Consider the following 14,389-nt stretch of genomic DNA (forward strand, 5'->3'; position numbering starts at 1 on the left):
TGCTTTCAGCTTTTTTTACCTAAATCAAACCATTTGCATATTAGATATTAGAAATATTCGGCTTAAATTCGAAACATGAGTTATAAACCTACTTATAAAGCGGCTAATACCATTGCAGCTACCATTGAGCAACATTTTATTAAGCTTCATGCTACGGCAACTGCCCAGGGTGAGATTGATTTGGCTACACAGCCTGATAAAAAAATAATCGAAGCCATAATTGATGTCGCTTTTTGGAGTAGTTTACGAAAAGAAGAAGGACATTCGCCCCGCATTTCTATTGCTTTTCTGCCACCTTCGCAAACCTCTAAACCTTTGCTTTTTGCCAAAAAACTAGCTTTAAATGCCAATACTTTAACTAAAATAGCACCAGGTATCGAACGGTCTGGCATCCATTTAGGCGCTTGGGAAGAAGATGGCGAACTTTATATCTGGGGTACAACGCTAAACATTCCAAACTTTTGTTTTGTGGTTGATGTATCTGAACCCGGACTCATTGTAATTAAACACCGCCGTATTTATGGCATTGGCAAGTATACCAACGTTGCTGTGTTAAAAGGTGAGCAAATCAGAATTGTTGACGATACAAGTTGCAATGAAAGAGATTGCCCGCCAATACTAAAAGCGTTACTGGATTTAACAGTGCTGGCCAGTTGGAACGATCCAATTAACATTTTAATTCAGTTTGCAGTTTCTATGCGTGGCCACGGCCGGGGAGGAGCGCTGCTTATTGTACCTAAAAATGATACTAAATGGGAAGAATCTATTATCCACCCAATTCAATATTTAATAGAACCACCATTTTGTGGTTTATCTAACCTGGCCAAACAAGGCGGAAATCAAAGTGAAATCTTTTCGCAGGGTGCATTAAGAAGAGAAGTAGAACATTTAGCTGGTTTAACTGCTGTTGATGGTGCTACAATTATTAATGAAGAATTTGATTTAATTGCTTTCGGGGCAAAAATTGGGCGGGCAAAGGGAAAACCAACGGTTGAGCAAATTGCCTTTTCGGAACCAATTATTGGAGGCGAAGATAAAATCCTGTTCCCCGGACAGTTGGGTGGAACAAGACACTTTTCTGTAGCTCAGTTTGTTAATGATCAGCCACAGGCCATTGGTTTGGTAGCTTCTCAGGATGGTCATTTTACAATATTTAGCTGGAGTAAACTGCAAAATATGGTTATGGCGCATCGGATAGAAACCTTACTTTTGTAATCTATAAGTTGTAATTGCAATTATAAACCAGATTTAAAATAAAGGATTTTAAAGTGATTTGAAAACCAGCGGCATTACTAATCGGATGCTATAGTCTGTCTTTCCGCTAAATCTTTTTGTGCCTGTGTCAATAGAAATTAAAAGGTTGCAAAACAAAAAGGATATCGCTGCAATACAGTTTAGACATGTTGGCCAGTTCTAATTACTTTGTTTCTCTTATACTGCAAACAATTTAACCGCAAAACAATTTAATAATACCAATGATCCTCAGTAAAAGTTATCTCATTGCGCAGGCTTACCAACATACACCAACCAAAGAGCAATTGCTTTTTTGCGAACGTATGTCGGCATTTTTGCAGGAGGAAGATGAATACCGTTGTTTCGTTTTAAAAGGATATGCAGGTACAGGTAAAACAACTTCTGTAGCGGCATTGGTAAAGGCTTTGCCAAAATTTGGTTTAAAAAGCGAGTTGTTAGCACCTACCGGGCGTGCAGCAAAGGTGATGAGTCAGTATGCATCAAAAAAAGCACTCACGGTACATAAAAGAATTTACAGAAAACGATCTGCAGCATCGCCGGAAATGCTGTTTCAAATTGCACCGAATCTTTCAGAAAACACCCTTTTTATTATTGATGAGGCATCTATGATTGCCGACGAATGGAATGATGCCGGCTCGTCTATTTTAAAAGATCTTTTAGAGTTTGTTTATAACGGTAAAAATTGTTTTTTGCTGTTTGTTGGCGATACTGCTCAGTTACCTCCGGTTGGCAGCTTAGATAGCCCTGCTTTAAATGAGCAATACCTTAAAGATAAATTTGCATTAACCATCAGCACTGTTGAGCTGAAAGAAGTAGTACGGCAGGAAAAAAAATCCGGGATTTTGGCAAATGCTACCATGCTCCGGAAGCAGATTACCCAAAACCCCGAAAATCCTTTACCTAAATTTTTAACCAAATCTTACAAAGATATTTTCAATATGGGCGGCGCCCGTTTGGTAGAAGGTTTAGAATACGCTTATCGCAAATACGGGATGGAAAATACACTGGTGGTTTGCCGTTCTAATAAATCTGCTAATGTGTACAATCAGCAAATCAGAGCAAGGCTGTTGTATCGTGAAGAAGAATTAACAGGTGGCGATCAGATTATGGTGGTGCGTAATAATTATTTCTGGCTGCCCGATAATGAAGAAACCGCTTTTATTGCCAACGGAGATATGGCCAAGGTAATCAGGGTGCGTGGAGAAGAAGAACGTTATGGTTTTCGCTTTGCTGATGCAACCCTTGAATTCATGGATTTTCCTTCAGCAGGTGCAATAAGTTGTAAGGTAATGCTGGATACTTTAAATATAGAAACAGCCAATTTGCCTTACGAACAAAATAAACAGCTTTTTGAAGGGCTGAATGAAGATTATTCGCACATTGCCAATAAAAGACAACGCATGCTGGCCATTAAACAAGATCCGTTTTATAACGCATTGCAAATTAAGTTTGCTTATGCGGTTACCTGTCATAAAGCACAGGGTGGGCAATGGGATGCCGTTTTTGCCGATCAGGGTTATTTAACAGAGGAAATGATAGACCTCGATTTTCTGCGCTGGCTGTACACCGCCGTAACCAGGGCAAAAAAAGAATTATACCTCGTTAATTTTGCCCCTCAACTTTTTGCTGCAGTAGCACAGGAAGATTATTTTTAGTCTTTTGTAATAAGAAAGTTGATTTCTATACCCGTTTTTGCATTAAACCTTTTAATGCTTACATTTAAGGTTTAACCACTTATTATGAAATTTGCTTTTAGCCTTAAGAACAAACTTAAAATTGCGTTTTTACTTTTCTGTATTATGTGTTGTTCTCTTCTTATTCGTTTTTTAGAGGATAAAAGCGTTAAAAAAATTAATGAATCTTTCGTTTCCATGTACAACGACAGGTTGGTTCCGGCAACAGACCTTTATTTTATTGCCGAAAATTTATATCAAAAAAGCTCAGTTCTGCAAAATATCTTAATCTTTACAGATCAGAATATCACTCCGGCTGCGGGGCTTTTACAATTAACCCATCACAACAATAAAATAGATTCTATCATCAATAAATACCAGCTTACCTTACTGGTTAAGCAAGAGCAGCGTTTTTTAAATGATCTGAAAAATACATTGTTCATCCAGCAGGAATTTGAAAACAAAATCCTGAATATCGCCCTTAACGATGTGGCAAACGGACGAAAGATTTATGAAACCGCAGGAAGAGATATTTCTGCTAATACACTAAATAAATTGTCAGCATTAATTAAAATCCAGTCTAATGTAGGAGACGAGCTAATTAATGATTCCAAAGTTTTTGTTTCAGGAACTAAAATTTATTCCACTTTTCAGGTCATTCTGGCCATTGCCATTGGCGTTTTAATTGTTGGAATTATTTCGGCCTCCAACGCAGTAAAAGTTCAAAATAATAAGTTTAACTTAAACTAAGCCAATAAAAAAAGCCCCTGAATTTTATTAAAACTCAGAGGCTTTTTTTACTATTTATTCGGCATCATCATCAGTTAAAAGCTTAATTTCATCATCAGATATGGTAATTAAACGTTCTTTATATAAGGATCCGATTGTTTTTTTGAAAGCACTTTTGCTAATTTGAAACCTGTGGTAAATTTCTTCAGGAGAACTTTTATCACCCAGTTCAATTATGCCGCCACTTTTCTTCAATTCTTTCATAATCATAACCTTCGAATCAAGAATGTGTCCGTAGCCACTGGGTTGTAAGGTTAAGTCAATTTTGCCTTCTACTCTGATTTTTTTAATCCAGCCTTTTCTAACATCTCCAGGTTGTACATCTACAAAAACCTCATTAAAGTATAATAAACCAATGTATTTATTGTTAATGATGGCATTAAATCCTAAATCTGTTTCTTCTGTAATCAGTAAATTTACCTCATCACCTTCCTCAAAATCAAAACCTTCTTCCTCTACAAAATCGTATAATTTAGATGAAGCCAGTAAACGGTCATTACCCTCATCCAGAAAAACATAAACCACATATTTATAACCCTTTTGCATGGGTCTTTTTTGCTCCCGTTGCGGCACATAAATATCTTTGTCAATCCCCAGATCCATAAAAACACCATCTTCACCATCAGAAACGACTTTAAGAAAGGCAAAATCGCCAACGGTGGCATAAGCTTTTTGTGTAGTTGCAGTTAATCTGCCATCTTTTTGTACAAATACAAATACGTTTAAGTTATCGCCAATTTCAGCACCTGTGGGTACGTGTACATAAGGCAACAATACCAGTTTATCACCGTCAGTTAAATTTAATCCGGCTTCTGTTTTACTTAAAATCCGTAATTCGTTGTATTTTCCTATCTCAATCATGCTAAATATAAGTTAGCCATTATCTTCAATGGCAATTTTTTAATGTTGCAAAGTTAGCAATCTTTAACGGGTAAATGCCTGCTAAATATTAAGGAGCATTTTGAAAATTAATCAACAGATAACTATGAGTTTATAAAAAATAATTATTTTCGGGCTTAATCTAAGGAAAATTAAAAATGAGTAAACAAATCCCAACGTTTTTTCTAAGTGACGAATATTTTATTGATGAAAAGGTAAATTTCTTAAAATTTGCAAACGAATATAAAGTTTACAACGATCAGGGTGCCCAAATTGGCATTATTAAACAAAGAATAAGTGGTTGGCATAAGGCTTTAACTTTATTGATTAACAAGGCGATGATGCCCTTTAAACTGGAAATTACTGATGCTAACAATCAGTTGCAGGCAACAATAAGCAGAGGCTGGACTTTCTGGATGTCTAAAATTACAGTTACCGATCCGATGGGTGTGGAGGTAGGCATCATTAAACAAAAATTTAAATTCTTTAAACCAACATTTACAATCAGTGATCCGGCTACAGGTGCTAATATTGCGCAAATTTCTGGCGACTGGAAAGCCTGGAATTTTACCATTACCAATAACACAGGTGCAGAAATGGGTAAAATCAGTAAAAAATGGGGAGGTGCATTAAAAGAGGTTTTTACTACTGCTGATAAATATAATGTATCTATTGATCCTAATTATGCAGAAAATAATCAAAAAGTAGCCATAGTAGCCACGGCAATTACCATTGATATGGTACTTAAAGAAGGTAAATAGGTTTATTTTTAAAAGATTAATGGCCGGCGGTATAACTCCCGGTCATTTTATTTACCAATTGTAATACTTGCCCGGTTTTTCTGTAGTGTTTCAAATAAATCAGCTAAATTTGAAGGATACAAAGTATCTTCAATAAATGGACAAAACAAAAGAAGCCAAAAAAAGCAGTATTTTTAGCTTATTAGGCTCTTACCGAGGACTAATTTCCTTACTCATCTTGTTTGCACTTTTAAGTAATGGTATAAACCTGTTGCTACCTAAAATTATCTCTCATGGAATTGATGCTTATACCAACAAAACTTTTAAGGCAGAACCTATTCTCATTCAGTTTGCAGGCGCCATACTATTGGTTTTTATTTTCACTTACCTGCAAAGTATCGTTCAAACTTATGCTTCAGAACGGGTTGCAAGAGATTTAAGAACAAAACTTTCTGATCAGATTTCCCGTCAAAGCCATGCTTTTGTTATTCAGGCCAATCCGTCAAAATTATTAACAAACTTAACTTCAGATGCAGACGCTATTAAGATGTTTGTTTCTCAGGCTATTGTTTCTATTGCTTCCTCTATCTTTTTAATTGTTGGTGCCAGTATTTTATTGTTAATGATTAACTGGAAACTGGCGCTTTGTGTAATTGCTATTGTACCCATTATTGGTGGTGCTTTTTTCTTTGTATTAAGCAAAGTAAAAGTATTATTTAAAAAGAGTCGCGAAGTAATAGACTGGTTAAATAAAGTAATCAATGAAAGTATTTTAGGTGCCGCATTAATACGGGTAATCAACTCACAACAGCTTGAATACAATAAATTTATAGATGCCAACTCTAAGGCCAGAGACCTGGGTTTGTCCATTTTAAGACTTTTTGCAGGTTTAATTCCAATTATTGTATTTGTGTCTAACCTGGCCGGACTAACAATTTTAGTGCTGGGTGGTCATTATGTAATTACCAACAGCATGAGTCTGGGCGAGTTTACAGCCTTTTGCAGTTACCTTTCCATTTTGATTTTCCCTATTCTGGTAATTGGCTTTATGAGCAATGTGATTGCGCAGGCCTCCGCATCTTATCAAAGGATAGAAAATATTTTAAATGCTGCTGAAGTTAAACACGATGGCACCATTATGGAAGCGCTTAATGGTGATATAGAAATGAAAAATATTTCTTTGTTATTCGGACAAAAGCCAGTTTTAAAAGATGTTTCCTTTAAAGTTAAAGCCGGATCAAAAACAGCGGTAATCGGACCAACTGCGGCGGGGAAAACGCAATTGCTTTACATTTTAACGGGATTAATTGAACCCAATGAAGGAGAAGTACTTTTTGATAACCAGCCGATTAAAAATTATAATCAGGAAAATTTCCATAAACAGGTTGGTTTCGTATTTCAGGATAGTATTATTTTTAATATGAGCATTCGTGAAAATATTGCATTTAGCGATACCGTAACAGATGAATCTTTAGAAAAAGCAATTGAAACTGCCGAACTTAAAGATTTTGTGGAGGCTTTGCCTGAAAAATTAAATACCATTGTTTCTGAACGGGGCAGCAGCCTTTCTGGCGGACAAAAACAACGCATTATGCTGGCAAGAGCCCTTGCTGTAAATCCAAAAGTTTTATTACTTGACGATTTTACCGCTCGGGTAGATAACAACACCGAGAAAAGGATTTTAGAAAATATTCAACGCAATTATCCCGGTTTAACTTTACTTTCAGTAACCCAGAAAATAGCCTCTGTTGAGCATTATGAACAGGTTGTTTTATTAATGCAAGGCGAAGTTCTTGCAAAAGGAACCCATCAGGAACTTTTAAAAACCAGTCCGGAGTACGTTCAGATTTATACTTCACAACAGAGTACCAGCAATTATGAATTACAATCTTAACGAGCTTAGCCCACAGCAGGAAAAGCAATCAACATATAAGGCGCTTAAAAGATTACTTAAATTAATTTCGGCAGAGCGGAAAAACCTTTGGCTGGCTTTAATTGCCATTTTAGTTAACTCAGGTTTACTGCTTTTAGGCCCCTTGCTTTTTGGCCACACCATTGATGCTTATATTCGTACCAAACAATACCAGGGGGTATTGATGTCTGGGGGCATTCTTTTATGTATGTATTTGGTGGCCATGGTTACCGGTTATACGCAAACCAAATTAATGGGCGGGGTAGGTCAACGCATGTTGTACACACTGCGTAATGCCATTTTTAATAAATTACAGGAGTTACCTGTTTCTTTTTTTAGCCAGAATAAAGCCGGAGATTTAATTTCAAGGGTAAATAACGATACCGATAAACTCAATCAATTTTTCTCGCAATCGCTGATGCAGTTTATTGGAAGTATTGTAACCATGATTGGTGCAGGCATCTTTCTGCTGTCTATTCACATCGATTTGGGTGCTGCTACACTTGCCCCGGCCGTTTTAATTGTATTATTTACGACGGTTTTATCTCCCTGGGTTAAAAGAAAAAATGCAAAAAACCTTAAAAGTGTCGGCGGAATGAGTGCCGAAATTCAGGAAAGTCTGAATAATTTTAAAGTTATTATTGCTTTTAACCGTCGTGATTATTTTAGAAAACGTTTTGATGAAGCCAACAAAGAAAACTATAAAACAGCTATTGGTGCAGGCTTGGCAAACAACATTTTTGTACCTGTTTATGGGCTATTTTCAAGTGTAGCACAATTAATTGTATTGTTGTATGGCATTCATTTAATTTCTATTGGTCATTTTTCAATAGGTTTATTAGTGAGTTATATTGCCTATAGTACCAACTTTTATAATCCGTTAAGACAGTTAGCAGCGTTATGGACAAGTTTTCAGGTGGCTATGGCAAGTTGGGACAGGATTTCTCAAATTTTATTGTTAGAAACAGATTTAAAGCAAATAGAAAGCAAAGAAGTGCCTTCTTCTGATGCGTTGCTTGAGTTTAAAAATGTGCATTTTTCTTATGATGCGGGTAAAGAGATTTTGCATAACATCAATTTAAAGTTTGAAAAAGGTAAAACCTATGCTTTAATCGGTCCAACCGGAGGAGGTAAAACGACTACAGCTTCATTAATTGCCCGTTTATATGATGCAACCAGCGGAACGGTTTTACTGAATGGCAAAGATATCAGGACTTTTAGCGCTGAAGAACGCACAAGAAAGATAGGGTTTATTCTGCAGGAACCTTTCTTATTTACCGGAACCGTTAAAGATAATATTTTGTACGGCAATAGCCAGTATAAAGAAGTAAGTGATGAAGAACTGGAAAAAATTATTGAAGATGCGAATCTCAATGCACTTTTAGCCATTTTTGATGAAGGCTTAAATACGCAGGTTACTTCCGGCTCGGATAGCATTAGTTTAGGCCAGAAACAGCTTATTGCTTTTATGCGTGCGGTTTTACGTAATCCTGATCTTTTGATCCTGGACGAAGCAACCGCCAACATTGACACGATTACAGAGCAATTGCTCAGCACTATTTTAAATAAACTTTCAAAAGAAACAACATTGGTTATTATTGCACACCGCTTAAATACCATTGAAAACGCAGACGAAATTTATTTTGTAAATGAAGGAGAGGTGCAACAAGCCGGAACGCTTCAACACGCCCTGGATATGCTTTTAAAAGGAAAACGGGTAAGCTAGTTCGTGTAATCTAATTAATTCAAACAAGATTATTACTTGCTTACTGTTTTATAAATAGGCACATTGCAAGCCGCTTAATTTTAGTTTATGAAGATTCGTTTTAGCCTGTTGGTTTTATTTTTTACATCAACTTTTTCTGTCGTTTTTGCTCAAAGCAACCAAAATCCATTATTTATTCAGGATAGTTTAAAATTGATTTCGTCCCAATTTAAATTTACCGAAGGTGCTTCAGTTGATCGGAAAGGCAATGTTTTCTTTACAGATCAGCCCAATGATAAAATCTGGAAATATGATATCAAAGGGAAATTAAGTCTGTATATGGATAAAACCGGAAGAGCAAATGGAACCTATTTTGATAAAAAGGGCAATCTCATTGTTTGCGCTGATGAAAATAATGAAATATGGTCTGTTAATAAAAATAAACAGATAAAGGTTTTATTCAGTGATTACGAAGGGAAAAAAATAAACGGACCCAATGACATCTGGCTGGATGCCAAAGGCGGCATTTATTTTACCGATCCTTATTATCAACGCGATTATTGGAAGCGTAAATCACCAGAATTAACAGGGGAGAAGGTTTATTATTTACCAAAAGGGAAAAAAACAGCCATAATTGTTGCCGATGATGTACTAAAACCAAATGGTATTGTTGGTACGCCTGACGGCAAATTTTTATATGTAGCAGATGCAAAAGCAGGTAAAACATATAGGTATAAAATAAATGCAGACGCTTCATTAAGCGATCAGCAGCTGATTTTAAATCAGGGATCAGATGGCATGACACTCGATAACCAGGGAAATATTTATGTAACCGGCAAAGGCGTAAATGTTTATAAACCAAATGGAGAGAAAATTGCACATGTAAATATTCCCGATAACTGGACTGGTAATATCTGTTTTGGAGGTAAGAACCGCAATTTTTTATTTATTACAGCCTCAACATCTGTATATGTTTTGCCCATGTACGGAGTTAAAGGCATTGAATAGGGTAATTTTATTTTCAATAATTTTTGAAAGTTCAGTAATATAGCTTATGTTTGATTGTAGATAATAAATTAACGATAAGCTCATGAAAAAAATGATTAATCCAAAAGCGTTAGGTTTCATCGTACCGAATGTTGTTGCAATTTTTATAATCTGGCTAAATAAATATTTAGATGTACAATCAGAAGGGAGTCTGATTTTTTCCGAATTTGTTATTATTCCATTGTTTATGGGGATAATCAGTATTTGGTTCTGGAGAAAACTCAATTTAAAGAGTAGTGCACTCGTTGGGTATTCTATTGTTAATGGAGGTATAGCATTATTTCTTAGCTATATTTTTTTGGGAGAAGGTGTATTATGTTTAATTATTGTATCGCCCCTGATATTCGCATTCATTGTTACCGGAGCTTTTATTGGTAAGATGATGTTTAGAAAGAAGAATCAAACTTTAAATGTTAGCGTACTTTCCTTGTTATTTATTGTCTTCGTAGCAGATTCTGTGTCAGAACATCATTATGATAACATGGTGTCGGATAAAATTACAATTAATGCCACGCCTGAGGAAATCTGGAAAAATGTAGTTGCCTTTGAAAAAATAAAGCAACCAGATAACTATTGGCTGTTCAAAATTGGAATGCCATCTCCTATGCAAACTACTGTTACCGCTTACAAGAATGGGGCAGGGCGCAAATGTATTTTCAGTAACGGTTATATATTTGATGAAAAAATTGTAGCCTTCGATATTAATAAGAACCTGACTTTTGATATTGTAAATCAGCCATTGGATCCTGAAATTATGGGACACATCGACATTACCAGAGGTCAGTTCCTTTTAAAAGATAATGGAAACGGTACCACTACGCTGATTGGAAACAGTTGGTATAAGTTACACGTTTTTCCGGTTTGGTATTATGATTTGTGGGCAGAAAGTATTACCAGAAATGTTCATTTAAGGGTAATGGACCATATTAAAGTCTTGAGCGAGAAATAATGTTTGCCTTTGTAGTAAAACGGTTGAGTTTTTTAAAATCGATACCATTAGCTGCTCTGGCTTTTGATAGTGGAATTAAAATATGGACATTATTAACTAAATCGGAAAGATTAGATTGGATTGATGAAATTGAAGAAGAAGTTTTAACCTGGGAACATGTAAATATTCAGCTTCATAAATTTGGAGGTACCCAGTTTAATTTTGGTGAAAAGGAAATAGGGCACATTCATAGCAACGGAATTCTGGATATCCTGTTTAATAAAGAGGTAAAGAAACGCTTACTTAATGAAGGAAAAGTTAAGGACCATCATGTTTTTAAAAAATCAGGATGGATAAGTTTTTATTTACAAAGTAAAGATGATATAACTTATGCAAATTACCTGTTGAAGGAGGCATATTTAAATTTGAAAAACAATGCTTAATGCTTTTATAGCCATTAGGAATGAATAAGTACTTTTAATTTTATTTGTTCAGTTTATTCAAAGCCTGAAAATGTGTAAGGCAATAATTAAATTTACTTTCCTATTTATATAGGGATAGACAACTAAAAAGCCCTGTCAGGATTGAAGGGCTTTTTATTTTAACCGGATTTTTTCTTTATAGCAATCTTATAAAAGTTTAAGCCTGCTGAGTGTTTCTCTCGAAACGCCTAAATACGCCGCAATCATGGATTTAGGAATCCTTTGGAAAAGAGAAGGATAGAGATCAAATAATTGCTGATACCTGGATTGAGCATCATTACTCATAAAGGATAATACACGTTTTTGCATGGCCACATAACCCGAAACTGCTTTTTGCCTGAAGAAATGCTCCATTTTATGAGAAGCTGCACAAAGTTTGGCTTTATTTTCAGCAGTCAGAATCAATACAGTTGTATCTTCAATACAATCAATATCATAGCTTGCCCTGGTTTGATAAAGGAGCGCCTGATAGTCTGAAATCCACCAGTTTTCCATTGCAAATTGTATAATATGGAGCTTTCCATCCCGGTTTACATAAGCTTTTAATAAGCCGTCAAGCACAAAATATTCCTGGTTAACATAATCACCTTCCTGAGTCAGAAACTGATGTTTTTTATATTTCTTTTGTTGAAAGTGACTGAATACAAAATCAAATTCAGCATCTGAAAAGGAAATAATTTGTTCTATATGTTGCCTGAAGGCTGTAACCATCTTAAAATTTGTTTTAAAAACATTCACTGTGATCTGCATCACCATTAAATGGTGATGTACATCCTTGAATCAGATGCTAATTTACAAGCATCTTTGAATAAAAATTACAAAGAATGAAAAACAAATTTAATTTATTATTCACCCTGCTTTTTAGCGCTATGGCACTTTACAGCTATGGACAAAAAAGTTTAAATAATAACCAGAAAGAAATGAAAACTAAAAGAATTTTATTTGTGCTTACTTCGGTTGATGAGGTTAAGGCAACAGGACACAAAACAGGTGTTTGGATTGAGGAATTTGCTGCTCCATACTACTTAATGCTTAATCATGGCCTAGAAATTACCCTTGCAACACCAAAAGGAGGAAAGGCACCCATTGATCCTAAAAGTTTATTACCGGATTTTTCTACTGCTGATGTACAAAAGTTTACTGCTGATAAAGAAGCAATTAACAGGTTAAATCATACACTTAAACTTGCAGATCTTAATATCAACGATTATGATGCCGTATACTATCCCGGTGGCCATGGGCCTATGTGGGATTTGCCTGAGAATAAACTATCAATCAATATTATTGAAACCTTTTATGCCAAAGGCAAACCCGTAGCTTTAGTTTGTCACGCACCCGCAGCTTTACAAAATGTTAAAGCACCTAATGGCGAACCACTGGTAAAAGGAAAGAAAATATCAGCTTTTACAAACACTGAAGAAGTTGCAGGAAAATCGACCGCGGAAACGCCTTACTCTTTAGAAGATATGCTTAAAGAGAAAGGAGCGGATTATGTTCGCACAGAAGATTGGAAGCCTTTTGCAATTGCTGATGGTAATTTAATTACCGGACAAAATCCTGCTTCAGCAGAACTTGTTGGAAAAAAAATTCTGGAAGCTTTAGGTTTTAATTAACCATAAAAAACTAAATTAATCAGCAGCAGGAAGGTGTTTGGCTGATACTGAAACCGATATATATTTTATAAACAAATACACGCTAATGTTTTTTTAACCTAAAAAAAACTGCATTATAGTAAGTTTAAAGAATAAAGATTTATATTTAAACTATAAAATCAAAAAAAAGAATAAAATGAAAACAGGTACAGTAAAATTTTTTAATGAAACAAAAGGCTTTGGATTTATTATTGATGACAGCACTAGCGAGCAAATTTTCGTTCACGTGTCAGGTTTAAAAGACGGAATTAAAGAAGGAGATAAAGTGACTTTTGATACTCAAGACGGTAAAAAAGGTATAAACGCAGTTAACGTAAAACTTGCATAATTTTATTAAATCATCCCAATCAACCAACCGAAAAATGCAGATAATATAAATTATCTGCATTTTTTTTGCCCTGTTATTTCACCATAATACCTTTAAAGAATTAGAAGATTTAATTTATACAAGTGTATTATTCTTTGTTTCTATATGTTTTTTGGCATTTTTTTGGAATTCTTCGGGCGTTTCCCCTGTTTGTTTTTTAAAGAACCGGCTAAAATAAGGGCGATCTGAAAAACCCAGATCATAGGCAATCTCCTTAATTGTAAATTCACTATGTATAATTTTACGTTTTGCTTCCAAAATCAAGCGGTCGTGAATGAGTTGAGTGCCGGTTTTATCAAGCTTCTCTTTCAAAATCTGGTTTAAGCGTTTAGAACTAATTCCAAGTTTACCCGCATAAAAATCTGTATTGCGATCTGCTAAATAATGACTCTCTAAAAGCATCAGAAATTCGTAAACCCTTTTTTGATGAAGATCCTGACTCGTAAACTGATGTTCCTTTACCTGGATCAGCTTTAGTAAAAATACCTTTAATAAAGCTTTAACCAATATACTATTGTCTTTGCTGTACTCCTGCACAAGTAAAGTATAAACACCAAGAAGTTCTTCAGATTCTGGCTGACTTAATCTTAAACAGGAAAACTCGCCCTGAACATTAAAAATTTTAAATAAATCGAGTAGAAATTCTTTATCCTCCTCCTCAAGGATAGCCCGTTTGAAAGAAATTAACTCTCCATTTTTACCTGCTTTATTTAGTTGATGTACCCGGTAAGGCGGAATTAAATAAATCCAGTCTCCTTTTACTTCCTCCCGGCTGTCTTTTAGTCCATGTAATGGATTTTCGTTTTTTAGCCATACAATTTCAAAAAAATCTTTGCGGTTTGGATCATTAAGATAACTAGGTGGACAATCGCCCAGATTACGGATGTAAATTAAAGATTTTTCAAGCTGAGGAAGTGCATTTATATTCATCATTGTAAAGATAAAAACTCTAAAACAGATG

Annotated in this window: 14 protein-coding genes; 11 read left to right on the top strand and 3 right to left on the bottom strand. The window is 35.3% G+C overall.

Features of this window, described 5'->3' with window-relative positions:
• Window positions 1-75 precede the first annotated feature (75 nt).
• The 3 genes from O0955_RS13680 (at window position 76) to O0955_RS13690 (ending at window position 3,677) form a co-directional block, all read left to right on the top strand.
• On the top strand, window positions 76-1,215 hold the full coding sequence (locus O0955_RS13680) for a putative sensor domain DACNV-containing protein (protein ID WP_269428112.1): 1,140 nt from the start codon (window positions 76-78) through the stop codon (window positions 1,213-1,215).
• A 260-nt stretch (window positions 1,216-1,475) separates the two neighbouring features.
• Entirely contained in the window at window positions 1,476-2,909 is a 1,434-nt protein-coding gene (locus O0955_RS13685) for an ATP-dependent DNA helicase (RefSeq protein ID WP_269428113.1), read from the top strand.
• 84 nt (window positions 2,910-2,993) lie between these two features.
• Entirely contained in the window at window positions 2,994-3,677 is a 684-nt protein-coding gene (locus O0955_RS13690; RefSeq protein ID WP_269428114.1) for an MCP four helix bundle domain-containing protein, read from the top strand.
• Window positions 3,678-3,731: 54 nt separating this feature from the next.
• Here O0955_RS13690 and O0955_RS13695 read toward each other — a convergent pair whose 3' ends face one another.
• Window positions 3,732-4,577 carry a CvfB family protein gene (locus O0955_RS13695; RefSeq protein WP_269428115.1) on the bottom strand — a complete coding sequence of 282 codons (846 nt, stop codon included), beginning with the start codon at window positions 4,575-4,577 and terminating at the stop codon, window positions 3,732-3,734.
• 176 nt (window positions 4,578-4,753) lie between these two features.
• Here O0955_RS13695 and O0955_RS13700 point away from each other — a divergent pair, with 176 nt between their 5' ends.
• The 6 genes from O0955_RS13700 (at window position 4,754) to O0955_RS13725 (ending at window position 11,370) form a co-directional block, all read left to right on the top strand.
• A complete protein-coding gene (locus tag O0955_RS13700) occupies window positions 4,754-5,356 on the top strand; it encodes an LURP-one-related/scramblase family protein (protein WP_269428116.1) in 603 nt (200 codons plus the stop codon).
• 136 nt (window positions 5,357-5,492) lie between these two features.
• Window positions 5,493-7,229, top strand: coding sequence for an ABC transporter ATP-binding protein (locus O0955_RS13705; protein WP_269428117.1), 1,737 nt, complete (start codon window positions 5,493-5,495; stop codon window positions 7,227-7,229).
• Window positions 7,213-8,973, top strand: coding sequence for an ABC transporter ATP-binding protein (locus tag O0955_RS13710; RefSeq protein WP_269428118.1), 1,761 nt, complete (start codon window positions 7,213-7,215; stop codon window positions 8,971-8,973). Before O0955_RS13705 ends, O0955_RS13710 begins: the two co-directional genes overlap by 17 nt.
• An 87-nt stretch (window positions 8,974-9,060) precedes the next feature.
• The gene (locus O0955_RS13715; RefSeq protein ID WP_269428119.1) at window positions 9,061-9,960 is read left to right on the top strand and encodes an SMP-30/gluconolactonase/LRE family protein; all 900 of its coding nucleotides are present in this window, start codon (window positions 9,061-9,063) and stop codon (window positions 9,958-9,960) included.
• An 82-nt stretch (window positions 9,961-10,042) separates the two neighbouring features.
• Entirely contained in the window at window positions 10,043-10,948 is a 906-nt protein-coding gene (locus O0955_RS13720) for an SRPBCC family protein (RefSeq protein ID WP_269428120.1), read from the top strand.
• A gap of 23 nt (window positions 10,949-10,971) precedes the next feature.
• On the top strand, window positions 10,972-11,370 hold the full coding sequence (locus tag O0955_RS13725) for a luciferase domain-containing protein (RefSeq protein ID WP_269428121.1): 399 nt from the start codon (window positions 10,972-10,974) through the stop codon (window positions 11,368-11,370).
• Between the two features lie 186 nt (window positions 11,371-11,556).
• Here the strand turns inward: O0955_RS13725 and O0955_RS13730 are convergent, their stop codons facing one another.
• Entirely contained in the window at window positions 11,557-12,120 is a 564-nt protein-coding gene (locus tag O0955_RS13730) for a Crp/Fnr family transcriptional regulator (RefSeq protein ID WP_269428122.1), read from the bottom strand.
• Window positions 12,121-12,233: 113 nt separating this feature from the next.
• On the opposite strand from O0955_RS13730, the gene O0955_RS13735 reads away from it, so the two are divergent.
• Window positions 12,234-13,022 carry a type 1 glutamine amidotransferase domain-containing protein gene (locus O0955_RS13735; RefSeq protein ID WP_269428123.1) on the top strand — a complete coding sequence of 263 codons (789 nt, stop codon included), beginning with the start codon at window positions 12,234-12,236 and terminating at the stop codon, window positions 13,020-13,022.
• 175 nt (window positions 13,023-13,197) lie between these two features.
• Window positions 13,198-13,389, top strand: a complete 192-nt coding sequence (locus O0955_RS13740) for a cold-shock protein (protein ID WP_269428124.1) — start codon at window positions 13,198-13,200, stop codon at window positions 13,387-13,389.
• A 114-nt stretch (window positions 13,390-13,503) separates the two neighbouring features.
• On the opposite strand, the gene O0955_RS13745 is transcribed toward O0955_RS13740, so the two are convergent.
• On the bottom strand, window positions 13,504-14,361 hold the full coding sequence (locus O0955_RS13745; RefSeq protein ID WP_269428125.1) for a helix-turn-helix domain-containing protein: 858 nt from the start codon (window positions 14,359-14,361) through the stop codon (window positions 13,504-13,506).
• Window positions 14,362-14,389 lie beyond the last annotated feature (28 nt).

It is taken from the genome of Pedobacter punctiformis (assembly GCF_027213715.1).
Classification (GTDB): Bacteria; Bacteroidota; Bacteroidia; order Sphingobacteriales; family Sphingobacteriaceae; genus Pedobacter; species Pedobacter punctiformis.